Source organism: Streptomyces sp. NPDC059852 (assembly GCF_042731455.1).
Taxonomy (GTDB): Bacteria; Actinomycetota; Actinomycetes; order Streptomycetales; family Streptomycetaceae; genus Streptomyces.
The window spans coordinates 110,107-136,987 of record NZ_JBHWJK010000019.1 but is presented as its reverse complement, the minus strand read 5'-3'; the positions used below and the strand labels follow the sequence as shown (position 1 = coordinate 136,987).

The following is a 26,881-nucleotide window of genomic DNA, read 5'->3' as shown; positions in this document are numbered from 1 at the left end:
TCGCAGGCGCATGAACGTTGCCACCCACGGGCCGCAGGGCCCACGGAAGTGAGGTCACGTCATGTCCGTGCACGACGACTTGATCGCCGTCCAGCGCTGCCTGGACGACCTTGCGCGGTCCGTGGGCCGCCTGGAGAAGCAGCTCGGCACGGCCGGGCTGGAGATGCGCCGTGTGCGCACCGACGCCAACCATCTGCGCGAGAGCGTCGCCCTGCTGCGGGAGGCCGCGGCGAGCCCGGCGGCCCCGCGCAAGCCGGAGCTCGTCACCATCCCCGACACGCCGTACGACGACTCGCTGTGGATCGACACGGACGACGAGGGTCTCGGCGCCCGGGACCGCCGCGCCCCCTGATCCCCCCGACCCGACCGGAGTCATGCATTGGCCACTGGTACGGAACCCCATCTGAACAGCGGCGGCGTACGCACCGGTACCCGCGCCGCGATCGACGCCCCGCACCTGCGGACCGACCGCTGGTGGCTGGCCCCCGCCGCCACCGCGGCCGGTCTGCTGGCGTTCATCGTGTACTCGACCTGGCGGGCCTTCGCGAACGCGGACTACTACGCGGCGCCGTACGTGTCCCCCTTCTACTCCCCCTGCCTGGCGGAGAACTGCGCGCCCATGCGCGGCGGGCCCAACTGGGAACTGTTCGGGAGCTGGTGGGGGATCTCGCCGGCGATCATCATCCTGATCTTCCCGCTCGGCTTCCGCCTGACCTGCTACTACTACCGCAAGGCGTACTACCGGGGTTTCTGGATGTCGCCCCCCGCCTGCGCGGTCGCGGAGCCGCACAAGAAGTACTCGGGTGAGACCCGCTTCCCGCTGATCCTGCAGAACGTCCACCGGTACTTCTTCTACGCGGCCCTGCTGGTCGCCGGCATCCTCACGTACGACACGGTGCTCGCCTTCCGCGACGAGGACTACGCCTGGGGCCACATGGGCCTCGGCACCCTCGTCTTCCTCGCCAACATCGCGCTGATCTGGGCGTACACCCTCTCCTGCCACTCCTGCCGGCACATCGTCGGCGGCAAGCTCAAGCACTTCTCCAAGCACCCCGTGCGCTACCGCGTGTGGCAGTGGATCGGGAAGCTCAACGCCCGCCACATGCAGCTCGCCTGGGCGTCGCTGGTGAGCGTCGCGCTCGCCGACTTCTACGTCTATCTCGTCGCGTCCGGGGTCTTCGACGATCCGCGCTTCTTCTAGATTTGGTGGGGACTGAACACATGTCCGTGGTGGACCGGCAGGAGTGGGACGTCGTCGTGGTCGGCGCCGGGGGCGCCGGCCTCCGCGCGGCGATCGAGGCGCGCGAGCGGGGCGCCCGTACGGCCGTGATCTGCAAGTCGCTGTTCGGCAAGGCGCACACCGTGATGGCCGAGGGCGGTATCGCGGCGGCCATGGCCAACGCCAACGAGCACGACAACTGGCAGGTGCACTTCCGCGACACCATGCGCGGCGGGAAGTTCCTCAACCAGTGGCGGATGGCCGAGCTGCACGCCCAGGAGGCGCCGCAGCGGGTGTGGGAGCTGGAGACCTGGGGCGCGCTCTTCGACCGGACGAAGGACGGCCGGATCTCGCAGCGCAACTTCGGCGGGCACGAGTACCCGCGTCTCGCGCACGTCGGCGACCGCACCGGCCTGGAGCTGATCCGCACCCTCCAGCAGAAGATCGTCTCGCTGCAACAGGAGGACAAGAAGGAGACCGGGGACTACGAGTCCCGGCTGAAGGTCTACCAGGAGTGCACGGTCACCCGGATCCTCAAGGACGGAAGCCGCGTCTCCGGCGTCTTCGCCTACGAGCGCGAGACCGGCCGCTTCTTCGTCCTGGAGGCCCCGTCCGTGGTCATCGCGACCGGCGGCATCGGCAAGTCCTTCAAGGTGACGTCGAACTCGTGGGAGTACACGGGCGACGGGCACGCGCTCGCGCTGCTCGCCGGGGCGCCGCTGCTCAACATGGAGTTCGTGCAGTTCCATCCGACGGGCATGGTCTGGCCGCCGTCGGTGAAGGGCATCCTGGTCACCGAGTCGGTGCGCGGCGACGGCGGGGTGCTGCGCAACTCCGAGGGCAAGCGGTTCATGTTCGACTACGTCCCCGACGTCTTCAAGGAGAAGTACGCGGAGTCGGAGGAGGAGGGCGACCGCTGGTACGAGGACCCGGACCACAACCGGCGTCCTCCCGAGCTGCTCCCCCGCGACGAGGTCGCCCGTGCGATCAACGCCGAGGTGAAGGCGGGCCGGGGCTCCCCGCACGGCGGGGTCTTCCTGGACGTGTCCACGCGGATGCCGGCCGAGGTGATCCGGCGCCGTCTGCCGTCGATGTACCACCAGTTCAAGGAGCTGGCGGACGTCGACATCACCGCCGAGCCGATGGAGGTCGGGCCGACCTGCCACTACGTCATGGGCGGCATCGCGGTCGACTCGGACACGGCGGCGGCACGCGGGGTGCCGGGGCTGTTCGCGGCCGGTGAGGTGGCCGGCGGGATGCACGGCTCCAACCGGCTCGGCGGCAACTCGCTGTCCGACCTGCTGGTCTTCGGCCGCCGGGCGGGCTGGCACGCCGCCGAGCACGCGGCCGCGCAGGCGTTCGAGCGCCCCGAGGTCGGCGAGGCGCAGATCGACAGCGCGGCGGCGGAGGCGCTGCGGCCCTTCTCCGCGGAGGGCCCGGCCGGGTCCGCGGACGCCGGGCGCCCGCCGGAGAACCCGTACACCCTGCACCAGGAACTGCAGCAGGCCATGAACGACCTGGTCGGCATCATCCGCCGCGAGGCCGAGATGGAGCAGGCGCTGGAGAAGCTGGCCGAGCTGCGGGTGCGGGCGCGGCGGGCCGGGGTCGAGGGGCACCGGCAGTTCAACCCGGGCTGGCACCTCGCGCTGGACCTGCGGAACATGCTGCTGGTCAGCGAGTGCGTGGCGCGGGCGGCGCTGGAGCGCACCGAGTCCCGCGGCGGCCACACCCGTGAGGACCATCCGGAGATGGACCGCCGCTGGCGCAACATCAATCTGCTGTGCCGGCTCGCCGACCCGACGGGCGGCCTCGCGGCCACCGACCCCGAGCACGGCCAGATCGACCTCGTCCGGGAGACCACCGAACCCGTCCGCCAGGACCTGCTCGCCCTCTTCGAGAAGGAGGAGCTGGTCAAGTACCTCGCCGAAGAGGAGCTCTACCAGTGAGCAGCTACGAGGCCCGCTTCAAGGTGTGGCGGGGCGATGTGGGAGGCGGGGACCTGGAGGACTTCCGGGTCGAGGTGAACGACGGCGAGGTCGTCCTCGACATCATCCACCGCCTCCAGGCCACCCAGGCGCCCGACCTGGCCGTCCGCTGGAACTGCAAGGCGGGCAAGTGCGGTTCGTGCTCGGCCGAGATCAACGGGCGGCCGCGGCTGATGTGCATGACGCGGATGTCGGTGTTCACCCGCGAGGAGACGATCACCGTCACCCCGCTGCGGGCCTTCCCCGTCGTACGCGACCTGGTGACGGACGTGGGCTTCAACTACGAGAAGGCCCGGCAGGTGCCCGCGTTCGTGCCGCCGGAGGGCGTCGCTCCGGGCGAGTACCGGATGATGCAGGAGGACGTGGACCGCTCGCAGGAGTTCCGCAAGTGCATCGAGTGCTTTCTGTGCCAGGACACCTGCCACGTGGTGCGCGACCATGAGGAGAACAAGCCGGCGTTCGCCGGGCCCCGCTTCCTGATGCGCGTCGCCGAGCTGGACATGCACCCGCTGGACGCGGCGGCCGAGAGCGGGCTCGACCGCAAGAGGACCGCGCAGGACGAGCACGGCCTCGGGTACTGCAACATCACCAAGTGCTGCACCGAGGTGTGCCCCGAGGGCATCAAGATCACGGACAACGCGCTCATCCCGCTGAAGGAACGGGCCGTGGACCGCAAGTACGACCCGCTGGTGTGGCTGGGGTCGAAGATCAGGAGACGGTCCTCGTAGCGGGCGGCGGTCCTCGTAGCGGGCGGCGGTCTTCGTGGCGGGGGCGCGGTCCTCGTAGTGGCGGCGCGCCCGCACCTCCCCTGACGCGTCCCGGTCGCGCGGGCGCATACCTGCTCATACGCTCCGGAATGTGACGTCATCCTTGATCCGGGGCCGGCCGCGGCGCGCCCGCGCGCACATATCCGCGCGCGTGGTGCACGCCCTGCTGGGCACGCTGGTCGGGGTGGTGTGGCTGGTGCTGCCCGGGACGGCGGCCGGGGGTGCGGTCGGCGGCGGGGCGCACCGGCCCGTGGCGGGCGCGCTCGGGCAGCGGGACGACCGGGGCACGCACACCGCCGACCTCGTGCTCCCCATGATCGCCGTGGTCGCGGCGGGGGCGCTGGCGAGCTTCGGCTTCTGGCGGCGCAGACGGCGCACCACGGGGCGTACGACACCCGGCGGGGCGCCGGTGCCAGGCGGCGGACCGCCCGACGAGGAACTGGACGAGCGGGCCCAGGAGGCGCTGGTCCGCGCGGACGGCTGGGTGCGGGTCAGCCGTGAGGAGCTGGGGTTCGCCGAGGCCCGGTTCGAGGACGGGGCGCCGGAGGAGATCGAGGACGTCCGGCGGGCCCTGCGGGAGGCCGAGGCCGAACTGGCGGCCGCGTTCCGCATCCGCTGGCGGTACGAGCACGGGGTGCCCGGGGACGGCGCGGCCCGCCGGCACGCGCTGGCGGGCGTCGTCGGACGGTGCGAGGAGGTGGGGCGGCTGCTGGACGTGCGGGCCGCCGCCTTCGACACGCTGCGGGGCCTCGAGGAGGGGCCGGGAGGCGGGCTCGGGGCCGCGCTGGCCGTCGCGGAGGGCCGGTTCCGGGGCCTGACCGCGCGCACCGGCGAGGCCGACGCGATCCTCCGCGAGCTCGGGGACCGTTACGCCGCCGCGGCGTCCTCCGCGGTGGTGGGCAACGTCGAACAGGCCAAGGACCGGCTGGTGTTCGCGACCACCCGGCTGAACCTGGCCCGGCAGGCGGCCGACGCCGGGGAGGCCGGGCGGGCGGCGAGCCGGCTGCGGGCCGCCGAGGGAGCCATCGCCCAGGCCGGCGTGCTCATCGACGGCGTCGAACGGCTCCGCGGGGACCTCGCGACGGCCGCGGAACTGGTGCCGGCCGCGCTGACCGGCGCGGAGGCGGAGATCGCCGGCGCCCGCCGGGCCCTCGCCGGAGAGACCGCCGCCCACCCGGACGTCACACCGGGCGAGCTGCGCGCCCGCACGGGCCACGCCGACGTCGTCCTGGCGGGCGTACGGCAGGAGCTGGCCTCGGGCCGGCCGTACGACCCGCTGAACCTTCTCCGTCGGATCGTACGGGCCGTGGCGCCCCTGGCCGCCGGACGTGCCGGGGTGCTCCCGGCCGCCGCCGCGGTCTGCGCGCGGGCGGCCGTCGCCGGGGCGGACGACGTCGTCGCGACGCACGGGGCGGTGGTGGGGTGCGCGGCCCGCACCCGGCTGGCGGAGGCCCGCCGCCGCGAGCACGCGGAGGACCCGGCCGACCTGGTGACGGCCGACACGCTGGCCGAGGAGGCCCACGACCTGGCCGACCAGGACACCCGACTGCACGGCCACCCGCCGGAACCCACCCCCGACCTGACGGCCGCGACCGTCGGCGCCCTCCATCCGACCCCTGGCAGCTACGGCGGCCCCCGGACCTCCGCCAGACGCCGCGAGGCGGACGAGCCGCGGTGACCGGGGCCCAGCCCGCGTGACGGCCCCGCGCACCGGCAGGGAACGGCACCCCGGCCCCGGGACGGGCTCGCCGTAGGGGGGGGGAGGGGTGGGATCAGAAGAGGCTCAGGAGGGCCTCCGCCGGGTCGGTCAGCGTGGTCTCGCCGTCGGGGAGGGGGAGTTCGAACCAGACCGTCTTGCCGCGTGGCGTGCGGCGGGAGCCCCAGGCCGCGCTGAGCAGGCCGACCAGCTGGAGGCCGCGGCCGCCCTCGTCCGTGTCGCGGGCGCGGCGGCGGCGCGGCTGGACGAGGCCGGCGTCCCAGACCTCGCACACCAGCGTGCGGTCCAGCAGCAGACGGAGCCGGATCTCGCCCTCGCCGTAGCGCAGGGCGTTGGTGACCAGTTCGCTGACGAGGAGTTCGGTGGTGTCGACCAGCGCCTCCAGGTCCCACGACTGCAGCCGGGCGCGGGCGTACTCGCGGGCGCGGCCCACGCTGCGCGGCTCGCGCGGCAGCGTCCAGTCGCCGACCGAGTCGGCGGGCAGCCCCTGCACCCGGGCCATCAACAGCGCGATGTCGTCCTCGCCGTGATGGGTGTCGAGGGTGTTGAGGACGTGGTCGCACACGTCCTCCAGGGGGCGCGTGGGGTCGGTCAGCGCGCCCACGAACGCCTGGAGCCCCTCGTCCAGGGGGTGGTCGCGGGACTCGACCAGTCCATCCGTGTAGAGCGCCAGCAGCGCGCCCTCGGGCAGTTCGACCTCCACCTCCTCGAACGGCTCGCCGCCGACGCCGAGCGGCATCCCGGGCGGCACGTCCAGCATCAGCGCGTCCTCGCCGGGCTCGACGAGGACCGGCGGCAGATGCCCGGCGTTGGCGAAGGTGCAGCGCCGGGTTACGGAGTCGTACACGGCGTACACGCAGGTGGCGAGGTACACCTCGGAGAGGTCCGCCTCCCGGGGGCGGCGGGCCGCGCGGGTGGCCTGCTGGACGCCGCCGGGGGCGCCGAGCCCGCGCGCGATCTCGTCGAGCGCGGACAGCACCTCGGCCGGTTCGAGGTCCAGCAGCGCCAGCGTCCGTACGGCGGAGCGCAGTTCGCCCATCGCCACGGCGGCGCGCAGCCCGCGCCCCATCACGTCGCCGACGACCAGCGCGGTGCGGTGGCCGGGCAGTTCGATGACGTCGAACCAGTCGCCGCCCACCTCGCTGTGCCGGTCCGCGGAGGCGTTGCCGGGCAGATAGCGGCAGGCGATGTCGAGTCCGGCGGCGACCGGGTCGCCGGGCGGCAGCAGCGACCGCTGCAGTATCAGGGCGCGTTCGTGCTCGCGCCGGTACAGGCGGGCGTTGTCGATGCAGACCGCGGCGCGGGCCGCGAGTTCCACGGCGAGTTCGCGGTCGCGGTCCCCGAACGGCTCGCTGCCCTTCGTCCGGGCGAACTGGGCGAGTCCGACGACGGTGTCGTGGGCGACCATCGGCACGGCGAGCGTGGACTGCACGAGGCCGCCCTCCTCGCCGGGCACATGCTGCACCCGGGCGGTCCGCAGGGCGTCCGCGCAGGGCGAGTTGAACGGGTAGTGGTGCACACCGCCGACGGCGACCTCGGCGCCGCCGCCCACGAAGGGCGCGTCCGACACGGCGCTGGAGAAGGCGACCCGGCGCAGCTCCGCGCTGCCGTCGGCGAGGCCGGGCGGTGTCTCGTCGCCGGCCAGCAGCCCCTGGTACAGGTCGACGGTGGCGAGGTCGCAGAAGCCGGGCACCACGACGTCGAGGAGTTCGCGGGCCGTGGTCTCCAGGTCGAGGGAGTTGCCGATGCGGGCGCCGGCGTCGTTCAGCAGGGCGAGGTTGCGCCGGGCGGCGGCGGCCTCGCGGGCGGCGGCACGCCGGGCGGTGATGTCGATGCCCAGCCAGGCGATGCCGATGGGACGGCCGCTGCCGCTGTGCACCCGGTAGAGGTTGACGGACCAGTGGCGGCGCTCGTCGGAGCCCGGCAGGAAGCCGGTGACGTGCATGTCGGTGATGGAGTCGCCGCTCTCCAGGACGCGGCGCAGGGTGGCCGCGACCCGTTCGGCCTCGGGCCGGGCGAGGTAGTCGTGGACCTCCCGGCCGCGGTGGTCGTCGGGAACGCCGCCGAACAGGGAGGCGAACCGCTGGTTGGCGCGGCGCACCCGCAGATCGGTGTCGATCAGCAGGAACCCGAAGGGAGATTGACCGAAAATGGCCTGCGAGGCGGCCAGGTCGGTCTCCATCCGGCGCAGGGTCCGGACGTCGACGACGATACAGACGGCGGCCTTCTCCCCCTCCTCGGTGCGCGTCGGCATGACGTACACCTCGGCGAGGCCGTCCTTGCCCCGGGCGCCGTCGTGGGCGCCGTCCGGCACCCGGAAGGGGACCACGCCGGTCCACTCGCGCCCGTCCAGGATCTCGGCCATCTTCCGCTGGCCCTGCGCGCGCAGGTCCGGGTCGATGAACGCCTCGATGGGGTCCATGCCGACCGCGCGCTCGGCGGGGATGCCGAAGACCTGCTCGGCGCGCAGACTCCACTGGTCGACGAGACCGTCGGGGCCGATGGAGAAGGACGCGACCTTGATGTAGTCGTAGATCGAACCGGGCGGCTTGCTCTGCCACAGCGGCTCGCCCGGGCGCGGCTCCTCGGAGCCGAATCCGGTCGTGTCCGGGTCCCGCGGGCCGTGGGGTGCGCGGGGGTCCGGTGCGCCGGCCGAGGCGGCCTCGGCGGAGACGGATGTGCCGTGGGAGGCGGGTGTGCCGTGGGAGGCGCGAGCGTCGGAGAGATCCCCCGCGGCCCTCGCCCCGCCCTTGTCCGACGGGTCCTCGGACTCCGTCGCCTTCGCTGGTATCTCGCTCACGCGAACCGTCCCCTCCAGCTCACCGCGTCCGGCACCGGTCACCGGCGGCGGCTGCCCGCAGTATCCAGCACTACGGCCCCGCACAACACGGTGTTCACGATCACAGCACGGTCCCGATGCTTTTCGGTCCCCGCCGCGGAAACACTTCCAGTCTTCTAACCAGCGGACACGCCCTCGAATCACGACCTTGGTCACCTGTCACCGACGGGAACCGGCCGCGGCCGGTCCAGGGCCGGTCCAAGGCCGGACGGCTCGGTTCCGGGACGCCGCTGACGGACCGTGGGACGCGGGGCGTCAACGGGGGATCGCGAGTTCGAACCAGACCGTCTTGCCGGTGCCGCGTCCCGGCCGGGTCCCCCAGCGACGGGAGGTGCGCGCCACGAGCTGGAGTCCGCGGCCGCCCTCGTCCTCGTCGTCGGCGCTGCGGGCGCGCGGCGGGTCGGGCAGCGGGTCGGAGACCTCGACGAGCAGGACCCCACCCTCCCCGGAGGGACGTACCAGGCGTACCCCGATGGGACCGGTGGCGTGCCGCAGGGAGTTGGTCACGAGTTCGCTGACGAGGAGGGCGGCGACGTCGGCGAGGCCGCTCAGCCCCCAGGCGCAGAGCCGGCCGCGCACGGCGGCGCGGGCCGCCCGGACGGCGCCGGCCTCCGCGGGGAAGGTCCATTCGGCGCAGTCGCCATCGGTGTCGAGCACGCCGATCACTTCCCAGCCAGCGGGGCCCACTCCATGTCCGGTTTCATGGGGTTAATGGGCACATACCCGATATTCGGGCGACAGTACCGCGCCAGGCGGGTCCAGGGCAGGGGTGCGTCAGGACGTCAGCCGCCGGGCCACTTCCCGGACGGCGGGCACGTCCTGCTCCAGCCAGTCGACGTCCCACAGCTCACCGGCGTCCAGCCAGCGCAGCGCGTCATGGTCCTGCAGGGCCTCCGGCGCCGGGCTGCCGGGCCGCAGACGGGCCGTCCACACATGGAGGACGAAGGGGTCCCGCAGGGGCCAGGCGCCCGGGACGCGCTCCACGACCTCGGCGTCCACGCCGAGTTCCTCGCGCAGTTCGCGGGCGAGTGCCGCGTCGGGCTTCTCGCCCGGTTCGACCTTGCCGCCGGGGAGCTCCCAGCGCCCGGCCAGGTCCGCCGGCGCGCTCCGGCGTGCGGCGAGCAGGCGGCCCGCGTCCAGCAGCGCGGCGCCGACCACGATCCGTTCCGTCATGCGCCGGAGCCTACGGGAGCGCGTCGGGTCAGCGGTCGGCGCCGCCGCCGTTCTGCGTGATGCGCTCGACCCAGTACAGCTGCTTGTGTCCACGGCCGTCGAGACTGTCCGCGATCTTCTGGGCCTCGGCCCGGGTCGCGTACCGGCCCACGCGGTAGCGGTTGCCGTTGTCGTCCTGCCGGACGACGAGCCAGGGAAGAGTGATCGTGCCGTCGTTCATCGCGCCCCACTGCTCCTTCCCGCCCACGGCCGCCCGCATAACGCTCGCGGCCTGTGCCGTGCCCCGCCCGCTGAGGAAACCGCAATCCGCATATGCCCGAGCCTACGCCTAACCTTCACGCAGCGAATACGGCTTTTCACAAAGAGGTACGCAACCAGCCAAGCCGGAGGGGGCGCGCGAAACGGAACGCGCCGTGCGCGCACGGCAGTGCACCCGTTCGCGGGCACACCGACAGCACCCTGCGCGACCTGCGGCAACGACCGCTGGGCAACGGGGTGCGTCGGGGGCGGTGTTGACAGCCCGCACGGGGCAACGGACGGGAGATGTGCGCTACTTCACTCGCACCCGCGCGCTACTTGACCGGCAGGTGGTACGCGACGCGGTAACGGTCGGCCGGGACCACGACGTCCGCCGTCTCGACCGGGCGACCCGAGGCGTAGTAGGTGCGCTGGACGACGAGGACGACATGGCCGGGGACACCGCCCAGCGCGTGCAGTTCCTCCGCGAGGCCGGGGCGGGCGCCGACCTCCTCGGTGACGTTGTCCACGACGACGTCGATGGCGGCCATCCGCTCGACGACGCCCATGCCGCCGAGCGGGCCCTCCTCGGGCAGCATGACGGGCGTCCGGCCGGTGACGGAGAGGGGCTCCCAGGAGGTGGAGAGCATCATGGGCTCGCCCGCCTCCCGGAACAGATACCGCGTGCACATCACGCGCTCGCCCGGCCGGATCGCCAGCCGCTCGGCGATGGCACGGCTTGCCACCGCCTGCTCGCTGCGGGACTCCCAGGTGCCGCGGGCGTCGCCGTCGGCCTGCTCCTGCCGGAACGGTGTGGCCCCGCTCGGCGGGCGGAAGCCGGAGCGGGCGATCCGGCGGGGCACGGGCCGCTCGCGCACATAGGTCCCGGAACCGGAGCGGCCCTCGACCAGCCCCTCGGCCATCAGCACCTTGCGCGCCTCCAGGGCGACGGTGTCCGAGACGCCGTACTCCTCGCGGATCCGGGCCTGGGACGGGAGGCGGGTGTGCGGAGGGAGTGAACCGTCGACGATCTTCTTACGGAGATCACCCGCGACACGCAGATACGCCGGCTGCTCACCGAAAGTCACTGGCCGCTCCCATCAGGTTGTACAGACAGCAACAGCGTGGCAACCAAGCGTTGTCCCGTGCAAGCAAAGGCCAGAGAATCACTCGATGTGATGACTTGTGGCGTCCGAGGGCTTTACGCAGGCACTTTCTCCCCGTTATAGCCACGCTCACACCTGAAGATCGCCCGCGTCCTCACTGCCGCCGCCGCTGTCGAAGTCGTCCTCGTACTCCGGCACGGTGGTGTCCAGACCCAGAGCTTCGCGCGCGGTGACCGTCGTGGGGCCGTCCACGTACGCGTAGCCCTTCTCGTAGTGCGTGAAGTACGTGTCCGAGTCCTTCGCCGCGGCGGCCCGCGCCCACTCCGCGCGCGCGTCCTCCATCTCCCCGACCAGATCGCTCACCGGCTTCCCCGCCCCGTCCGCCCAGTCGTGCCCGCGCAGCGCCGCGATCTGCTCGCCGAGCACCCGGCGCACGTCACGGGCCCACTCCTGGTTCGCGGCCAGGTCGTCGTCGGGGTGCTCCTCCGGCTCCTCGTACAGCACCGCGTCGACGGCGTTGACCGCCTTCAGGAAGGCGACCTGGTCGGCGTCGAGCGTCGTGGCGTCGCCGCGCAGCGAGCCGGTCAGCCGGCCGTCCTTCTCGGTGCTGCCGAACAGGCACGTGAGTTCCCGGTCGCCGAACCGCCAGCTCTGCGGGGTGGGGATGAAGTAGTAGACGTCCACGTCCTCGGGCACACCCCAGGTGTCCATGGCGTAACCGTCGCTCAGCGCATAGCACTTGTCGTCGGCCGTGCGGGACAGCTCGTCCTCGCCGGGGTAACGGCCGTCCGGCAGCGTCACCACCGCGAAGACCTCGCCGTCGTGCGCACCGGCGCAGGGCACCTTCTCCGCCTCGAAGGTCTCCCCTTCCAAAGTGCCCGCCGGGGTGTCGAAGCAGTCGCCCTTGTCGAGCGCGAAGGCGCTGCCCTCACCGCTCGCGGCGCTCTTGAAACCGTCCCAGAAGTCGGAGGCGGCACCGGTGGACAGCATCAGCGCCCACAGCGCCAGCCCTACGGTCGACAGCACCGATCCGGCGATCGCCATGCCCTTGCCGCGCTCGCCCTTCCTGCGGATCTGCGTGAGCGCGATCAGCCCGAGCACCAGACCGACGGCCGGCACGAAGCACAGGATGCCGAGCACGAGGGACCCGATCGCCAGACCGTTGACCGGCGCCCGCCCTCCATAGGGCCCGTACGGGAAGCCGTACGCCGAGGAATGCGGCGGCGGCACGGACCACCCCTGCGGGTACGGCCCTGGGGGCTGCCCCGGCGGCCCGTACGGCTGAGGAGGTCCGGAGGGCGGAGGTATCGACACGGGTACCGTGCTCCTGGTTCGGGCGGTGGGGTTCGGCGTAGGACTGCGCGCATCGTAAGCGCGCGACGAGGGGGCGTGACATGGGGGTCGGCCGGGCGACGGTCCGTGCGGTGAACGGGCTCACGGCCCGCTGGGCGCGGACGGCGGGGGCGGACGGGGGCACGGTCTTCTCGGCGGCGGGCGTATGGCCCCTGCTCGCGTTCCTCGCGGACGGCGCGGACGGCCCCGCGCGGGCCGAACTGGCCGACGCGGTCGGCCTGCACGCGGACGAGGCGGCCGGGGCGGCACGGGAGCTCCTGGACGCCCTGGACGGGATGCGGGGGCTGGAGCGGGCCGTCGGGCTGTGGACCGAGCGCACGCTGGAGCTGCGCGAGCGCTGGGCGGCCGGGGTCCCGGCCGAGGCGCACGGCGTGCTGACCGGGGACGCGGCGGTGGACGGGGCCGCACTGGACGCCTGGGCGGCCAAGCACACGGACGGGCTGGTCGAGCGGATGCCGGCCCCCCTGGGCCCTGACACCCGGCTCCTGCTGGCGAGCGCGCTGACCCTGCGGACCCGGTGGCTGCGGCCCTTCGACGACAGCGTCTGGATGCCGGAGGCCGGGCCCTGGGCGGGGCGGGAGCTGGCGGGACTCGGACGCTCCGGCGCCGTCCTGGACCGGGTCGGGGTGGCGGACACCCCGGCGGGACGCGTCACGGAGCTGAAGGTGCTGGGCGACACCGCGACGGACGTCCATCTGGTGCTGGGCGAGGACGGGATGACACCCGGACAGGTCCTGGGGGCCGCGGTGGACGTGCTGGAGCGCCGGTCCCCGGCCGTTCCGGGGCACGCGCTGCCCTACGGCGAGGTGGGCCCCGGCCTGAGCGTCGTAAGGGAACTCTCCCGGCGGCCCGAGCCGCCGACGCTCCACGTCCGCGTCCCGGCGTTCGGCCTGCGCGCCGAGCACGACCTGACCGCCACGCCCGGCGTGTTCGGCCTCACCGCGGCCCTGGACACCACGCGGGGCCACTTCCCCGGCGTCAGCGCCTCCCCGCTGGCGGTGGCGTCGGCCCGGCAGTCCGTGACCGCCCGGTTCGGCGCCGACGGCTTCCACGCGGCGGCGGTGACGGCGTTCGCCGCGGTCGCGGGCGGTGCCCCGCCCACGCCGCGATGGCGGACCACGCAGGTCCGGGCCACGTTCGACCGGCCCTTCGGCTTCCTCGCCGTGCACCGGCACACCCGACTCGTCCTCGCGGCGGGCTGGGTCACGGAACCCGAACCCCACCGCGAGGAAGAGGACTTGTGGGAATGACCGGTACTAGAACTGGAGCGCCCAGGCGTCGATGCGGCCCGTGTCCAGGCGCGCGTTGTCGCTGACCCTCAGCTTCCAGGTGCCGTTGGCCGCCTCGGAGGAGGCGTTCACCGTGTACGTGGTGTCGATGTTGTCGGCGCTGCCGCCCGTGCCGTAGGACTTCAGCGGGTAGGCCGAGCCGTCCGGGGCGACCAGCTGGATCTGGAGGTCACCGATGTAGGTGTGGACGATGTGCACCTCGACGGCGAGGGCCGACGGGGCGTTGCCGGAGACGCCGGAGACCGTCACCGGCGACTCCACGGTGGCGTTGTCGGCGATGGCGTGGTCCGTGGTGTTCTCGAAGCGCGGGCCGGGCGGGGTGGTCGTTCCGCCGCCGACGTACAGCAGGCGGTTGGGCGAGCCCGTGCCGGGGCTGCCGACGACACCGCTCGTCGCGGACGCCGTCAGGGCCGAGGCGACCTGCGCCGGGGTGGCCGTGGGGTTGTCGGCGAGGTAGAGGGCGGCGGCGCCCGCGACGTGCGGGGTCGCCATCGACGTGCCCGAGATGGTGTTGGTCGCCGAGTCGCCGCTGTTCCAGGACGAGGTGATGGACGAACCGGGCGCGAACAGGTCCAGTACCGTGCCGTAGTTGGAGTAGCTCGCCCGGGCGTCGGTGGAGGTCGTCGCGCCGACCGTGATCGCCTCGGTGACGCGGGCGGGCGACTTGGTGGAGGCGTTGGTCGACTCGTTGCCGGCGGCCACGGCGAAGGTGACACCGGAGGCGATGGCGTTGCGTACGGCCGTGTCGAGGGCCGTGTCGGCGCCTCCGCCCAGCGACATGTTGGCGACGGCCGGCTTCACCGCGTTCCGGGCCACCCAGTCGATGCCCGCGACGACCTGGGCGGTCGTGCCCGAGCCGGAGTTGTCCAGCACACGGACGCCGACGATCTTCGCCTTCTTGGCGACGCCGTACGAGGACCCGGCGACCGTGCCCGCGACATGCGTGCCGTGGCCGTGGCCGTCCTGGGCGGTGTTGTCGTTGTCGATGGCGTCGTAGCCGTAGGAGGCGCGGCCACCGAAGTCCTGGTGGGTGATGCGGACCCCGGTGTCGATGATGTACGCCGTCACACCCTGCCCGGCCGAATCCGGGTACGTGTAGGAGTTGTCGAGCGGCAGGTTCTTCTGGTCGACGCGGTCCAGGCCCCAGGAGGGCGGGCTGGGCTGGGTGCCCTCGACGTGGAACGTGCGGTTCTGGACGACCGAGGCGACGGCCGGGTCGGCGGCGAGCCGCGCCGCCTCGGTCTCCGACGCCTCGACCTCGTAGCCGTTGAGCGCCGTGCGGTAGGTGCGCTCGATGCCGGCGCCGTAGCGCTCGACGAGGGCACGGCCCGTCCTGGTGTCCGAACGGGCCCGGTCGGCCTTGAGAGTGACGATGTAGCTGTCGGCCACGGCGTTCGCCGCGCCCGCGTACTGGACGCGGCCCTCGGGTGCGGCCGCGGCGGGGAGCGGGGTGACGAGGCCCGCGGTGAGGACCGCGGTGGCCGCCGCGCCGAGCAGGGCCAGTCTTCGGCGGGTCGTGTGCTGGGGGGTACGCATCACTGCCATCTGAGGGTTCCTCCTCAATCGGTGGTGCGCCGGCGTGGGGTGGCACGGAACGACGAAGGACGCCCCTTTAAGGCATGATCATGTCAAGTCCGGACGACGTCCGTGCGCCAGCCGAAAGATTGAGGCCTCCACAGGAATTGCACAAGGGGCCCTGCGGGGGCGAGTCGTCGGGCGACCCGCTCACGCAGGGCCCGGGGACGGGCCGGCGCGGGGCCGGTCAGGCGTCGAACGCCGTCGCCCGCGCGCTCTTCTCCCAGGGCGCGATGTCCTCACGGACCTGGTCGAGGTGGCCGAGGACCGCGCTGACGCCGTCGTCCCCGAGCGGCAGCCGCAGCGGGGTCCGCTCCGCCTCCAGCGCGGCCAGGATGAGCGCCGCCGCCTTCGCCGGGTCACCGGGCTGCGCGCCGTCGCCGCCCCCGACGAAGCCGCGCGTCGCGCTCACCTTCGGATACAGCCCGCTGTCCGCGCTGGCCCCGGCCCGGCCCGTCTCGAACAGCGAGGTACGGAAGGCGCCCGGCTCGACGATCAGCACCTTGACGCCGAAGTCCGCGACCTCGTCGGCCAGCGCCTCGGACATGCCCTCCAGGGCGAACTTCGTCCCGCTGTACGCGGAGAAGCCCGCGAACGACATCTGCCCGCCCATGCTGGACAGCTGCACGATCGCCCCGGACCGGCGCTCGCGCATGTGCGGCAGCACGGCCCGCACGAGGGCTGCGGGACCGAAGACGTGCACGTCGAACAACGCGCGCAGCTCGTCCTCGGTGGTCTCCTCGAAGGCTCCGACATGGGTGCGTCCCGCGCTGTTGACCAGGACGTCGATCCGTCCGTGCCGCGCGACGACGTCCGCCACGGCCGTCTCGGCGGCGCCCGTCTCCGCGACGTCCAGGCGCAGCGCCTCCACCTGGTCGGGGTGGGCGGCGACCAGATCGTCCAGGGCCTCGGGCCGCCGTACCGCGCCGACCACCACATCGCCGTCGGCCAGCGCCAGCTCCGCGAGCGCCCGCCCGAAACCGCTGCTCGCCCCGGTGATCAGCCAGACCTTGTTCATGACTACTCCTCGTTCCGCGAAGGGTTTCGACGAGGCTCGACGGGTCTCGACGGGTTCCGTCGGCCTACGCGGTTCAGCCTCCTGCGGAACCCCCTTGCCCGTCCAAGACCCACGCTGATAACCGATGGTCATGACGTTGGACGTTCATGTACGGGACCTGCGCTACTTCGTGACGGTCGCCGAGGAACTGCACTTCACGCACGCCGCCGCGCGGCTGTACGTCTCCCAGCCCGCCCTCAGCAAGCAGGTACGGGCGCTGGAACGGCAGTTGGGCGTCGAGCTGCTGCACCGGGGCCCGCGCGGCGTCACCCTCACCGAGGCGGGCGCGGCCCTGCTGCCGCACGCGCGGCGCGTGCTGGCCGCGTGGGCGGAGGGGACGCGGGCGCTGGACGCGGTCCGGGCGGCGGCCCGCGGCACGCTGGTCGTGGGCATGAGCACCAGCCCCGGGCGCGGCGGGCTGCTGCCGGCGATCCGCTCGCGGTTCACGGCCGCGCACCCCGAGGTGACGGTCCGGCTGCGGCAGGTGAGCTGGGAGGACCCCACGGCGGGCCTGGCGGACGGCGAGGCCGACGTCGCCTTCGTCTGGCTGCCGCTGCCCGACGCCGAGCGCTACGGCTGGACGGTGGCCGCCGAGGAGCCCCGGCTGGTCGCCCTCCCCGAGACGCACCCGCTCGCCGCCCGGCCGGAGGTGGACTTCGCCGACCTCGCCGACGAGCCGTTCCTCGCGCTGCCGAAGAGCGCGGGGCCGCTGCGCGACCACTGGCTGGCGCTCGACGAACGCGGCGGACGGCCCCCGCGGATCGGGGCCGAGATCGCGAGCACGGAGGAGACCTACGAGGCCCTGGTCGCCGGCCTCGGCATCTGCCTCCTGGCCTCGGGCAACGCTCCCCTGATCACCCTCGGCGGCGTGCTGACCCGCCCGGTCCGGGGCCTCTCCCCCGCCCGCTACGCCCTGGCCTGGCGCCGCACGGACGAGGACCGCCCGCTCGTACGGGCGTATGCGCGGGCTTGCGGAGAGGCGACGGGGAGGGGGTGAGGGGCGCCGGTGCCGGTGGGGAGGCCCGGGGGGGCGGGACCGGGTTGGGGCCCTGTACGGGGCACGGTGGGCGGGCGACACCGGGCTGGGCACCGAACGCCGCGTCGGTCCCCCGTCGAGCCTCGCGGCGCTCACGCGTCCTCGGTGGCCGGTTCCCGTGTCGTCGCGCCCAGCCGGGCCTGTTCCTCCTCGACGATGCGGCGGGCCAGGCCGAGGTCGGAGACGTCCACCGCGTCCGGGGTCGACTCGGCGACCGCGCTGCGGCGGGCGTAGGCGTCGAAGAGGCGGGACTTGTTCTCCAGGAGCCGGACCAGGCGCTCGTCCACGCCGCCCGTGCACAGCAGACGGTGCACCCGGACCGAGCGGACCTGGCCCATGCGATGGGCGCGGGCGACCGCCTGGTGCTCGACGGTCGGCTTCAGCTGCGGCTCGCACAGGATCACCACGGACGCGGCCTGCATGTTCAGGCCCACTCCCCCGGCCTCGATCTGCGCGAGCAGCACCGCGTGACCGGGCGCGGCGGCGAAGTCGTCCACGAGCCGCTGCCGGCGGGCGGGCGGCACACTGCCGGTGAGCGGCCCGAAGACATGCCCCTCGTCGCTCTTCCCCAATGCCTCGTGGACCGTGCCCAGGACGTCGCGGAACGCCGAGAACACCACCGCCTTGTGCCCGTTCTCGGCGGCCTCCTCGACGATCTCCCGCAGTCGCTCGAGCTTCGCCGAGCCTTCGGGCCGGGCGTACGCGGCCCTGCGCATGGCCATGAAGTTGCCGGCCCGCACGGCCTCCCGGTACGCCTCCTCGTCCCGTGCGCTGGGCTCCTCCCACTCGTCGGTGTGCTGGAGGGCGGGGAGTTCGGTGAGCACGTCCTGCTGGTTGCGGCGCAGATAGACGGGCGCGACCGCCTTGCGGAACGCCTTCGAGCCCGCCACGCCGTCGTGCTCGTCGACGCGCTCGGCGAGGTCCGGCCGCAGGATGCGGACCAGGCTGCGGAACTCCTCGACCCGGTTCTCCATGGGCGTGCCGGTCAGGAACAGCACGCGGTCGCAGGTCCCGGCCCAGGCGGAGACGGCGCCGGCGCGGCGCGTGCTCGGGTTCTTGACGTAGTGCGCCTCGTCGACGACGAGCATGCCGAGCTCGCCGGTGCCGGGGACCGGGAAGCCGCGCAAGGCGTCGAAGGTGGTGACGGCGACGCCGCCCCGCTCCTTCCAGTCGGCGAACGCGTCCTGCCGGTCCGGGCCGTGCACCGGGGTCACCCGCAGCGTGCTGCGCTTCTCGGTCTCCCGGGTCCAGTTGATGAGCACGCTGGCCGGGCAGACCACCAGGAAGTGGGTCTCACCCCGCGCCGCCAGGTGCGCCAGCGCGGCGATGGCCTGGATCGTCTTGCCGAGCCCCATCTCGTCGCCGAGGATCACCCGGCGCTGCGCGAGCGCGAACCGTGTGCCGAACGCCTGGTAGCCGCGCAGGGACACCCGGCGGTGGGTGTCGTCGAGCGACTGGGCCCGGACCCGGTCGGCCACCTCGTCCGGCAGGAAGCCCTCGGCGGCGGCCGGGTCGGGGGCGCGGCCCGACACCTCGGCGAGCAGACTGTAGTACTCGGCGGAGCGCAGCTCGAAGTCGACCAGCGCGGCGACGTCGGACTCCGGGCGGCGCAGCAGGTCCACCGACGCCTGGGCCAGCAGCCCCGGCACGCCGTCCCCGTGCGCCCGCTCCGTCGCCGTACGGATCTCCGCCACGGCCGCGACCGCGCGCTCCCGTCCGGCCCGCCCGGCGAACAGCATGCGCAGCCGCCCGGCCGCCGGGGCCGCCTCGGTGAGCAGCGGGCCGAGCCGCTTCACCAGCGCGGCGGCCGTCTCCACGGCCCGGCGCGCCTCGGGCCCGGCCTCCACGAGCACGTTCAGGGCCGCGACCAGGGCGGTGGTCCGCGGCTCCGGCCGGTCGACGTCGATGTGCACGGCGACGGTGTCCCGTACCGCGTCGGCGATCCGGCGTGCGGCGGCCACGGTCTGGTCGGCGGTCTGCCGGCCGACGCCGGGCAGCTGCCGCAGCCGGTAGGCGCCGGCGTCGAGGACCTGCCCGACCGTACGGAAGCCGCCCTTCTCCACCTCGCCTAGCCGCAGCCGGCCCTCGGTGAGGTCCTTCAGCCGGGTGACCGGGATGCCGTCCAGCTCCCGCCTCACGAGGTCGTCGTGGATCGGCTCCAGAGCCGCGTGCACGGCGGCCACGGCCCGCGCGTGGTCGTCGGCCACCGCCCGCGCGGCCTCGTACAGCCGCTGCCCCCCGGCAACCGCCTCCCGCTCACTGCGCCCCATGCCGCCCCGCCCTCCCGACCCCTCCCGACGTGTCCTCGCATCCTGCCACTGGGCGGGGCCGCCTCCCGACCCGGTGCACCGCTGCACATCTCGTGGTCCGGCCGCGGCCGAGTCGCGACCGTCAGCACGGTCCGATCCCGGCCTTCCCGCGCCCCGGGACGCGCCAAGGGCCCGACCCCGCGGAGCCGGACCCTTGACGACCTGCGCGAACAGTGGCGCAGGGTGGTGCCTAGACGTTGAAGCGGAACTCCACCACGTCCCCGTCCTGCATGACGTAGTCCTTGCCCTCCATGCGGGCCTTGCCCTTCGCGCGGGCCTCGGCGACCGAACCGGTCTCCACCAGGTCCTCGAAGGAGATGACCTCCGCCTTGATGAAGCCCTTCTGGAAGTCGGTGTGGATGACACCGGCGGCCTCGGGGGCGGTCGCGCCCTTCTTGATCGTCCAGGCCCGGGACTCCTTGGGGCCGGCCGTCAGATAGGTCTGCAGGCCGAGGGTGTTGAAGCCGACGCGGGCCAGGGTGGCGAGGCCGGGCTCCTCGGCGCCGACCGACTCCAGGAGCTCCATGGCGTCCTCCTCGTCGAGCTCGGCGAGGTCCGCCTCCAGCTTGGCGTTGAGGAAGATCGCCTCGGCGGGGGCGACCAGGGCGCGCTGCTCGGCCTTGAAGTCGTCGTCGACCAGTTCGTCCTCGTCGACGTTGAAGACGTAGAGGAAGGGCTTGGTGGTCAGCAGGTGCAGGTCGTGCAGGAGCTCCTCGTTGCCGGAGCCCTGGACGATGCCCGCGGAGAACAGGGTGTCGCCCTTCTCCAGGATCTCCTTGGCCTCCTCGACGGCCTTCACCTTCGGCGCGATGTCCTTCTTGATCCGCGATTCCTTCTGCAGGCGCGGCAGGACCTTTTCGATGGTCTGGAGGTCGGCGAGGATCAGCTCGGTGTTGATCGTCTCGATGTCGTCCTTCGGCGAGACCTTGCCGTCGACGTGGACGACGTTCTCGTCCTTGAAGGCCCGGATGACCTGGCAGATCGCGTCGGACTCACGGATGTTCGCCAGGAACTTGTTGCCCAGGCCCTCGCCCTCGGAGGCGCCGCGCACGATGCCCGCGATGTCGACGAAGTCGACCGTCGCCGGGAGGACCCGCTGGGACCCGAAGATCTCGGCCAACTTCGTCAGCCGCGCGTCCGGGACGCCCACGACACCGACGTTGGGCTCGATCGTGGCGAACGGGTAGTTGGCCGCCAGCACGTCGTTCTTGGTCAGGGCGTTGAACAGGGTCGACTTGCCGACATTCGGCAGACCGACGATTCCGATCGTGAGCGACACGTTGCGACTTCCCGTACGTGAGAGATGAGGACTGGGGTTGGGGCCGATCCACCAGTCTACGGCGTGCCGGGCACGCCCCCGGCGTGCCGTCGAACACCTGGCCAAGGTGCGCCCCCGGGCGTGTCCGTCGCCCGCCGCACCCCGTGCCGCGCCCTAGGTTTGGGGTACAGGAGCGGCACAGGGCGCGACCCGCCGGGCACGGACCGCCACGAGATGCGCGGGTTCCCCACGGGGTGAGGGCGGGTACGCGCCGCGCGAGCGGATGCGGATGTCGAGGCGGACGGGGACACGGTGGAGCGGGGCGAGGGCCGTACGAGGCGCGGCGAGGGCGGGATCGTGCCGGGCGTGGGCGAGCGGGGCACGGGGCGTGCCGGCGGGGCGGGACGGCGGTCCGCCTGGCCCGCGCGGTCCCGTTCCGGAGGGTCCGCGAGCGCGGCCTCCCGGTCCGCACGGTCGCCGCAGGGGCTGTCCCGCTCCGCGCAGGCGGCGTCGGCGGCCGGGGACCCGCGTACGCCGCGGCGCGGCGGCGCCCGGCCGGCTCCGGCGATGCGGCCGGTCGCCCAGCGGCGGCCCGTCCCCTCCCGCCCGGCCGGGGCCGTGCGGCGGCCGGGTCCGGCCCCGGCGCCCGCGGCCGCCGGGCGGCTGCCGAACCCGCGGCTGACCGGGCTGGGCAGCGGGCTGTTCTGCGGGGCGGCGATGCTGCTGCTCGGCTTCCTCGACTCCGCGCTGTCCGGTTCGCTGGGCCTGTACAGCGTGCTGTTCCTGCCGGTGTGCGTGCTGACCGCGCTGTGGGTGCGCGAGGGCGATCTGCTGACCGCACCCGTCGTCGTGCCGAACGCGTTCGCGCTGGGGCTGCTCCCGGCGGCCGACCACGGCGGGGGCTTCGGCGGTCACCTGATGGGCCTGGTGACCGCCCTCGCGACCGAGGCCGGGTGGCTGTACGGCGGGACACTGCTCGCCGGTGCCGTCGTCCTCGTGCGCCGGGTCCGGCTGGTGGCACGCCGGACGGCGGTCCGGGGTTCCGTGGACTGACGGGCGACCGGCGGGCGTGTCAGCCGGTGACCGCCGTCTCCGCCGCGTGCATCGCCGCTCCCACGATCCCCGCGTTGTTCTGCAGCTGGGCCGGGACGATCTCCGCGCGGATGCCCTCGATGTGGGGCAGGAACTTGTGGGCCTTGCGGCTCACGCCGCCGCCGATGATGAACAGCTCGGGCGAGAACAGCATCTCGACGTGCGCGAGGTACTTCTGGACGCGGCGGGCCCAGTGCTCCCACGTCAGGTCCTCGTCCTCCTTGGCCTTGCTGGAGGCGCGCTTCTCCGCGTCGTGGCCGTTCAGCTCGAGGTGGCCGAGCTCGGTGTTGGGGACCAGGCGGCCGTCGAGGAAGAGGGCGCTGCCGATGCCCGTGCCGAAGGTGAGCAGGAAGACCGTGCCCTTGCGGCCGCGGCCCGCGCCGAAGTGCATCTCGGCGACCCCGGCGGCGTCGGCGTCGTTGACCACCGTCACCGGGAGGCCGCCGAGGCGCTCGCCGAACAACGCGCGCGCGTCGGTGTCGATCCAGCCCTTGTCGACGTTCGCGGCGGTGCGGATCGTGGAGCCGTCGGTCACCACGCCGGGGAAGGTGAGCCCGACCGGGCCGGTCCAGCCGAAGTGCTCGACGACCTGGAGCACACCGTCGGCGACCCCGTCGGGGGTCGCCGGGTGCGGGGTGAGCACCTTGTGGCGCTCCTGGGCCAGGTCGCCCTTGTCGAGGTCCACCGGGGCGCCCTTGATCCCGGATCCGCCGATGTCCAAGCCGAAGATCTGCATGGCCCTACGGTACGACGGACGCCTGACGGTCACTCACCCGTCGCGGAACCGGTGCGCTCGGCGATGAGCGCCGCCGCCTCCTCGCGCAGGTCCCGGCGCAGCTCCTTGGGCAGGGAGAACGTGATGGACTCCTCGGCCGCCTTGACGATCTCGACGTCCTCGAAGCCGCGCTGCGACAGCCACTCGAGGACCTGCTCGACCAGTACCTCCGGCACCGAGGCGCCCGAGGTGACGCCGACGGTCGTGACGCCGTCCAGCCAGCCCTCCTCGATCTCGTCGGCGAAGTCCACCAGGTACGCCGCGCGGGCGCCCGCCAGCTTGGCGACCTCGACCAGCCGCTTGGAGTTGGAGGAGTTGCGGGAGCCGACGACGATGACGAGGTCGGCCTCGGCGCCCATCTGCTTCACGGCGAGCTGGCGGTTCTGCGTGGCGTAGCAGATGTCGTCGCTGGGCGGCGAGATCAGCTGCGGGAACTTCTCCTTGAGGGCGTCGACGGTCTCCATGGTCTCGTCGACGGAGAGCGTGGTCTGGGAGAGCCAGACGACCTTGGACTCGTCGCGGACCTCGACCTTGGCGACGTCGGCGGGGCCGTCGACGAGCTGGATGTGCTCGGGGGCCTCGCCGGAGGTGCCGATGACCTCCTCGTGGCCCTCGTGCCCGATGAGGAGGATGTCGTAGTCCTCGTTGGCGAACCGGACCGCTTCCTTGTGCACCTTGGTGACCAGCGGGCAGGTCGCGTCGATGGTGGCGAGCCGGCCGCGGGCGGCCTCCTCGTGGACGACGGGGGCGACGCCGTGCGCGGAGAACATCACGATGTTGCCCGGCGGCACCTCCTCCGTGCGCTCGACGAAGATCGCGCCCTTCTTCTCCAGGGTCTGCACGACGTACTTGTTGTGGACGATCTCGTGCCGGACGTAGACCGGAGCGCCGTACTGCTCCAGGGCCTTCTCGACGGCGATCACGGCGCGGTCCACACCCGCGCAGTAGCCACGGGGGGCGGCGAGCAGGACACGGCGGCCAGGCGAAGCAGTCATGCGTCCCATCGTAAGGGTGCGTGCCCCGCCCCGAAGATCGGACGAGTCGTGGTGGGGTGTGCGGGGCGGGAGGCGGCGCGCGGGGCCGGTGTCCGCGCCCCGCACCGGGGCGGGGGGTGTTGTCGGTGGCGGCCGTTACGCTCGCCGCATGGCTGTGAACACGTCGCCCGAGTCCCCGCTGCCCGTCGGTGAGGTGTCCCGGCTCATCGGGGGGTGGATCGACCGGCTCGGCGCGGTGTGGGTGGAAGGGCAGATCACCCAGCTTTCACGGCGGCCCGGCGCGGGGGTGGTGTTCCTGACGCTGCGCGACCCGTCGTACGACATCTCGGTGAGCGTGACCTGCTACCGGCAGGTGTTCGACGCGGTGGCGGACGTGGTGAGCGAGGGCGCGCGGGTCGTGGTGCTCGCCAAGCCCGAGTGGTACGCGCCGCGCGGGCAGCTGTCCCTGCGGGCCGCCGAGATCAAGCCGGTCGGCGTCGGGGAGCTGCTGGCCCGGCTGGAGATGCTGAAGAAGTCGCTGGCCGCGGAGGGTCTGTTCGCGCCGGAGCGCAAGCGGGCGCTGCCGTTCCTGCCCCAGCTCGTGGGCCTGGTGTGCGGGCGGGCGTCCGCGGCCGAGCGGGACGTCCTGGAGAACGCGCGGCACCGCTGGCCCGCCGTCCGCTTCGAGGTGCGCAATGTCCCGGTGCAGGGTGTGCACGCGGTGCCGCAGGTCGTGCAGGCGGTCAAGGAGCTGGACGCGCTCGACGACGTGGACGTGATCATCGTCGCGCGGGGCGGCGGCAGCGTGGAGGACCTGCTGCCGTTCTCCGACGAGCAGCTGGTGCGGGCCGTGGCGGCCTGCCGTACGCCCGTCGTGTCGGCGATCGGGCACGAGCCGGACAACCCGCTGCTGGACCTGGTCGCCGATCTGCGCGCCTCCACCCCGACCGACGCCGCGAAGAAGGTCGTCCCGGACGTCGGCGAGGAGTACGAGCGGGTGCGGATGCTGCGCGACCGGGCGCGGCGGTGCGTGGAGGCGTACGTCGAGCGGGAGGAGCGAGGGCTCGCGCACGCTCTCGCGCGCCCCTCGATAGAGGATCCGCACCGGATGATCGACGAGCGGGCCGACCACGTGGCCTCCCTCCTGGACCGTGGTCGCCGGTGCCTGGGTCATCTGCTGGACCGGGCGGCGTCCGAGCTGACGCACACGCACGCGCGCGTGGTGGCCCTGTCCCCGGCGGCGACCCTGAAGCGCGGGTACGCGGTGCTGCAGCGGGACGACGGGCATGTGGTGCGCGATCCCGGCGAGGTGGCGGCCGACGAGGTGCTGCGCGCCCGGGTCGCCGAGGGCGAGTTCTCCGTACGAGTCGACGCAGGAAGCGATGCATAGGGTGGGCGCATGACCGGCAAGGTGGAAGAGGCCCTCGGGTACGAGCAGGCCCGGGACGAGCTGATCGAGGTCGTACGGCGGCTGGAGGCGGGCGGCACGACGCTGGAGGAGTCGCTCGCGCTCTGGGAGCGGGGCGAGGAGCTGGCGAAGGTGTGCCGGCGCTGGCTGGACGGGGCGCGGGCGCGCCTGGACGCGGCGCTCGCCGAGGAGGAGGCCGGGGACGGGCGGGAGGAGGGCGGCGACGACTGACGCCGCCCGTACGTCCCGCGAAGGGGCGGTTCCTGTGACGACGATCACCGGAACCCGCCGCTTTGTTGAACATTGAACTTGTCTCGCGTACTGTCGCCCACGTAAGCGGTCCCCGGTCCGCTTACGTGTGCCGCGCGGTCCCCGTGCGGTACCCCCACACCGCACCACCGAGAAGGTTCCGCATGTCTCTCGTCCTCGATCCCGCCGCTCAGGACCTGCTGTTCCGCGAGGCCCGCACCGCGAACTCCTTCACCGACGAGCCGGTGACCGACGAGCAGGTCCAGGCGATCTACGACCTGGTCAAGTACGGCCCGACCTCCATGAACCAGTCCCCGCTGCGCGTCACGCTGGTCCGCTCCGCCGAGGCCCGCGAGCGCCTGGTCGCCCACATGGCCGAGGGCAACCGGCAGAAGACCGCCACCGCCCCACTGGTCGCGATCCTCTCCGCGGACAACGAGTTCCACGAGGAGCTGCCGGTTCTCTTCCCGCACTTCCCGCAGGCCAAGGACGCCGTCTTCGGCGACCGCGTGGTCCGCGAGAACAGCGCCGCGCTGAACGGCGCCCTCCAGGCCGCGTACTTCATCGTCGGCGTCCGCGCCGCCGGGCTGGCCGCCGGCCCCATGACCGGCTTCGACTTCGAGGGCGTCCGCAAGGAGTTCCTGGACGACGACCACACCCCGCTGATGATCGTCAACATCGGCCGCCCCGGCCCGGACGCCTGGTACCCGCGCTCCCCCCGTCTGGCGTACGACGACGTCGTCACCACGATCTGACCGCGGCGCTGCGGCCCCCGCGGGCCCGCCGCCCATGGCGAAGGCCCCCGGCGTCACGCCGGGGGCCTTCGCCGCGCTCAGGGGGTCACTCGGCGCGCAGGGCCTTCGCCATCTCCGTCAGCTGCCCGAACGAGCCCGTGCCGGCGACCACGGTCGTCGCGCCGTCCTCACGGGAGACCAGGGCGTCGTAGCGGCCGCCGGTGTAGCGGGTCCAGGTGCGCTCGCCGATCCGCTCCGTGACATCCGTCCTGTGGCCGCCCTGGCTCGCCTGCTCGATGAAGTCCTCCGGCTTCTCCATCGACTGCTGGACCTGCACATAGCCGCCGTCCGGGGTGTGATAGCCGAGGTGCCAGGCGTCGAACTTGTCGCCCTGGAACCGCACGGAGGTCGGCTTCCAGCTGTCGGGCAGCCCCTGCGGCGCCACCACCGGGTAGGACGCGGCCCGGCGGGCCGTGAGCAGCTCGACGCGGTAGTCGACCCGCGGGAGGTCGGGCGTGCCGTCGTCGTGCGGCACGAAGAGATAGACGACTCCCGCCGCGAGCACGGTCACCGCGAGGGAGAGGACCATGTTGCGGACCGACTTCTGCTTAACCTTCGAACCAGCCACGTCCCCTATCGTCGCAGGTGCCCGCTCTGCTCATCCGTGGGGCCCCCTGCTCATTCTGTCCGCCCGGGGATAGAGTCAGGCCCGTCACCCTCATCCGGCCG

At 73.2% G+C, this 26,881-nt stretch carries 24 protein-coding genes; 11 read left to right on the top strand and 13 right to left on the bottom strand.

Annotated elements, in window-relative coordinates:
- Nucleotides 1-61 precede the first annotated feature (61 nt).
- From ACFV46_RS23805 to ACFV46_RS23785, 5 genes are all read left to right on the top strand, one after another.
- Nucleotides 62-352: a hypothetical protein gene (locus ACFV46_RS23805; RefSeq protein ID WP_151785674.1), complete on the top strand. Its 291-nt coding sequence runs from the start codon at nucleotides 62-64 to the stop codon at nucleotides 350-352.
- Nucleotides 353-379: 27 nt separating this feature from the next.
- Entirely contained in the window at nucleotides 380-1,201 is an 822-nt protein-coding gene (locus tag ACFV46_RS23800) for a hypothetical protein (RefSeq protein ID WP_376729429.1), read from the top strand.
- Between the two features lie 20 nt (nucleotides 1,202-1,221).
- On the top strand, nucleotides 1,222-3,165 hold the full coding sequence (locus ACFV46_RS23795; RefSeq protein ID WP_361926289.1) for a fumarate reductase/succinate dehydrogenase flavoprotein subunit: 1,944 nt from the start codon (nucleotides 1,222-1,224) through the stop codon (nucleotides 3,163-3,165).
- Nucleotides 3,162-3,932 (top strand): succinate dehydrogenase/fumarate reductase iron-sulfur subunit, encoded by a 771-nt coding sequence (locus ACFV46_RS23790; RefSeq protein WP_361926292.1) that lies wholly within the window; start codon nucleotides 3,162-3,164, stop codon nucleotides 3,930-3,932. The genes ACFV46_RS23795 and ACFV46_RS23790 overlap by 4 nt, the downstream gene beginning before the upstream one ends.
- Nucleotides 3,933-4,062: 130 nt before the next feature.
- Entirely contained in the window at nucleotides 4,063-5,649 is a 1,587-nt protein-coding gene (locus tag ACFV46_RS23785; protein WP_385499566.1) for a hypothetical protein, read from the top strand.
- Nucleotides 5,650-5,743: 94 nt separating this feature from the next.
- Here ACFV46_RS23785 and ACFV46_RS23780 read toward each other — a convergent pair whose 3' ends face one another.
- From ACFV46_RS23780 to ACFV46_RS23755, 6 genes are all read right to left on the bottom strand, one after another.
- A complete protein-coding gene (locus ACFV46_RS23780) occupies nucleotides 5,744-8,488 on the bottom strand; it encodes a SpoIIE family protein phosphatase (RefSeq protein WP_376729431.1) in 2,745 nt (914 codons plus the stop codon).
- A 294-nt stretch (nucleotides 8,489-8,782) separates the two neighbouring features.
- Nucleotides 8,783-9,184 (bottom strand): ATP-binding protein, encoded by a 402-nt coding sequence (locus tag ACFV46_RS23775; protein ID WP_361926301.1) that lies wholly within the window; start codon nucleotides 9,182-9,184, stop codon nucleotides 8,783-8,785.
- 117 nt (nucleotides 9,185-9,301) lie between these two features.
- Nucleotides 9,302-9,700, bottom strand: coding sequence for a (deoxy)nucleoside triphosphate pyrophosphohydrolase (locus ACFV46_RS23770; protein ID WP_361926304.1), 399 nt, complete (start codon nucleotides 9,698-9,700; stop codon nucleotides 9,302-9,304).
- Nucleotides 9,701-9,728: 28 nt separating this feature from the next.
- Nucleotides 9,729-9,920: an SPOR domain-containing protein gene (locus ACFV46_RS23765; protein ID WP_361926308.1), complete on the bottom strand. Its 192-nt coding sequence runs from the start codon at nucleotides 9,918-9,920 to the stop codon at nucleotides 9,729-9,731.
- A gap of 352 nt (nucleotides 9,921-10,272) precedes the next feature.
- Entirely contained in the window at nucleotides 10,273-11,025 is a 753-nt protein-coding gene (locus ACFV46_RS23760) for a GntR family transcriptional regulator (RefSeq protein ID WP_361926310.1), read from the bottom strand.
- 147 nt (nucleotides 11,026-11,172) lie between these two features.
- A complete protein-coding gene (locus ACFV46_RS23755; RefSeq protein ID WP_385499564.1) occupies nucleotides 11,173-12,357 on the bottom strand; it encodes a DUF4190 domain-containing protein in 1,185 nt (394 codons plus the stop codon).
- A gap of 80 nt (nucleotides 12,358-12,437) precedes the next feature.
- Between ACFV46_RS23755 and ACFV46_RS23750 the strand changes: the two genes are divergently transcribed.
- A complete protein-coding gene (locus ACFV46_RS23750; RefSeq protein ID WP_376729434.1) occupies nucleotides 12,438-13,646 on the top strand; it encodes a serpin family protein in 1,209 nt (402 codons plus the stop codon).
- 6 nt (nucleotides 13,647-13,652) lie between these two features.
- On the opposite strand, the gene ACFV46_RS23745 is transcribed toward ACFV46_RS23750, so the two are convergent.
- On the bottom strand, nucleotides 13,653-15,230 hold the full coding sequence (locus ACFV46_RS23745) for a S8 family serine peptidase (RefSeq protein WP_385499562.1): 1,578 nt from the start codon (nucleotides 15,228-15,230) through the stop codon (nucleotides 13,653-13,655).
- Between the two features lie 217 nt (nucleotides 15,231-15,447).
- On the bottom strand, nucleotides 15,448-16,278 hold the full coding sequence (locus tag ACFV46_RS23740; RefSeq protein WP_361926320.1) for an oxidoreductase: 831 nt from the start codon (nucleotides 16,276-16,278) through the stop codon (nucleotides 15,448-15,450).
- Nucleotides 16,279-16,402: 124 nt separating this feature from the next.
- On the opposite strand from ACFV46_RS23740, the gene ACFV46_RS23735 reads away from it, so the two are divergent.
- Nucleotides 16,403-17,314, top strand: coding sequence for a LysR family transcriptional regulator (locus ACFV46_RS23735; RefSeq protein WP_385499561.1), 912 nt, complete (start codon nucleotides 16,403-16,405; stop codon nucleotides 17,312-17,314).
- Nucleotides 17,315-17,445: 131 nt separating this feature from the next.
- Here ACFV46_RS23735 and ACFV46_RS23730 read toward each other — a convergent pair whose 3' ends face one another.
- Together ACFV46_RS23730 and ychF are read right to left on the bottom strand one after the other, a co-directional pair.
- On the bottom strand, nucleotides 17,446-19,623 hold the full coding sequence (locus ACFV46_RS23730) for a DEAD/DEAH box helicase (protein ID WP_385499560.1): 2,178 nt from the start codon (nucleotides 19,621-19,623) through the stop codon (nucleotides 17,446-17,448).
- A 229-nt stretch (nucleotides 19,624-19,852) separates the two neighbouring features.
- Nucleotides 19,853-20,941, bottom strand: a complete 1,089-nt coding sequence (gene ychF, locus ACFV46_RS23725; RefSeq protein WP_361926328.1) for a redox-regulated ATPase YchF — start codon at nucleotides 20,939-20,941, stop codon at nucleotides 19,853-19,855.
- A gap of 291 nt (nucleotides 20,942-21,232) precedes the next feature.
- Between ychF and ACFV46_RS23720 the strand changes: the two genes are divergently transcribed.
- Nucleotides 21,233-21,973, top strand: coding sequence for a DUF6542 domain-containing protein (locus ACFV46_RS23720; RefSeq protein ID WP_385499559.1), 741 nt, complete (start codon nucleotides 21,233-21,235; stop codon nucleotides 21,971-21,973).
- 19 nt (nucleotides 21,974-21,992) lie between these two features.
- On the opposite strand, the gene ppgK is transcribed toward ACFV46_RS23720, so the two are convergent.
- Complete coding sequence (ppgK, locus tag ACFV46_RS23715) at nucleotides 21,993-22,748, bottom strand: polyphosphate--glucose phosphotransferase (RefSeq protein ID WP_361926334.1); 756 nt, start codon at nucleotides 22,746-22,748, stop codon at nucleotides 21,993-21,995.
- Between the two features lie 29 nt (nucleotides 22,749-22,777).
- Nucleotides 22,778-23,791, bottom strand: a complete 1,014-nt coding sequence (locus tag ACFV46_RS23710) for a 4-hydroxy-3-methylbut-2-enyl diphosphate reductase (protein ID WP_361926336.1) — start codon at nucleotides 23,789-23,791, stop codon at nucleotides 22,778-22,780.
- 139 nt (nucleotides 23,792-23,930) lie between these two features.
- On the opposite strand from ACFV46_RS23710, the gene xseA reads away from it, so the two are divergent.
- From xseA to ACFV46_RS23695, 3 genes are all read left to right on the top strand, one after another.
- A complete protein-coding gene (xseA, locus tag ACFV46_RS23705) occupies nucleotides 23,931-25,151 on the top strand; it encodes an exodeoxyribonuclease VII large subunit (protein WP_361926338.1) in 1,221 nt (406 codons plus the stop codon).
- Between the two features lie 9 nt (nucleotides 25,152-25,160).
- Nucleotides 25,161-25,400, top strand: coding sequence for an exodeoxyribonuclease VII small subunit (locus tag ACFV46_RS23700; protein WP_361926341.1), 240 nt, complete (start codon nucleotides 25,161-25,163; stop codon nucleotides 25,398-25,400).
- 182 nt (nucleotides 25,401-25,582) lie between these two features.
- Nucleotides 25,583-26,173: a malonic semialdehyde reductase gene (locus ACFV46_RS23695; protein WP_361926344.1), complete on the top strand. Its 591-nt coding sequence runs from the start codon at nucleotides 25,583-25,585 to the stop codon at nucleotides 26,171-26,173.
- A gap of 85 nt (nucleotides 26,174-26,258) precedes the next feature.
- Here ACFV46_RS23695 and ACFV46_RS23690 read toward each other — a convergent pair whose 3' ends face one another.
- Entirely contained in the window at nucleotides 26,259-26,780 is a 522-nt protein-coding gene (locus ACFV46_RS23690; RefSeq protein ID WP_376729620.1) for a DUF4245 domain-containing protein, read from the bottom strand.
- Nucleotides 26,781-26,881: the final 101 nt, after the last annotated feature.